General features: G+C 60.8%; 2 protein-coding genes. Both read right to left on the bottom strand.

All coding sequences use genetic code 11. The annotated features are described in order from the left end of the window. Positions 1-183, bottom strand: a 183-nt coding sequence (locus tag XI09_RS08405; protein WP_271566423.1) for a hypothetical protein, incomplete at its 3' end; no start/stop codon positions are given. After that, positions 180-569, bottom strand: a 390-nt coding sequence (locus XI09_RS08400; protein ID WP_271566422.1) for an IS66 family transposase, incomplete at its 5' end; no start/stop codon positions are given. The genes XI09_RS08405 and XI09_RS08400, both read right to left, overlap by 4 nt.

Here is a 569-nt window from a genome sequence, read left to right as displayed (position 1 = left end):
TTCGATTCCAAAGTCGGTGAACGCTTGGATGCCGTGTTCTCCGACGCCATAGACCCAGATGACGCCGTCCTCGATCTCCATTTCGTTGGCGATGTCCCACAGCCAATCTTCGTCTTCGCCGAGGTCTTTCGCGACCTGGGTGATGGTGGTGACGTGATGGACCTTGTTGACGTGCGTGGTCATGCCGCTCGAGCGGAGAGTGCTGATGCCGGCGTCCAATTCCAGGGCAGAAGTTCGTCCAGCCGATGAGCCGGATGGGCGGCAATGCGGGCGAGGATATCGGCGAGCCAGGCCTGCGGGTCGATGCCGTTCATTTTCGCCGTGACGATGAGGCTGTACATGGCTGCGGCGCGCCGCCCTCCGCGATCAGATCCGCAGAACAGCCAGGACTTCCGTCCAAGAGCGATGCCTCGCAAGCCCCGTTCGGCGGCATTGTTGGAGAGACACACGCGTCCATCTTCCAGGAACAGCGTGAAGCTCGTCCATCGCTTCAGGATATAGTTGAACGCCTTGGCCAGGTCGTGCCCACGGGAGAGCTTGGCGAGCTGTTCCCGCATGTAGACCTGAAG

Origin of the sequence: Bradyrhizobium sp. CCBAU 11386 (assembly GCF_028128955.1) — a bacterium.
Taxonomy (GTDB): domain Bacteria; phylum Pseudomonadota; class Alphaproteobacteria; order Rhizobiales; family Xanthobacteraceae; genus Bradyrhizobium.
This window is presented reverse-complemented; position numbering and strand designations above follow the sequence as displayed.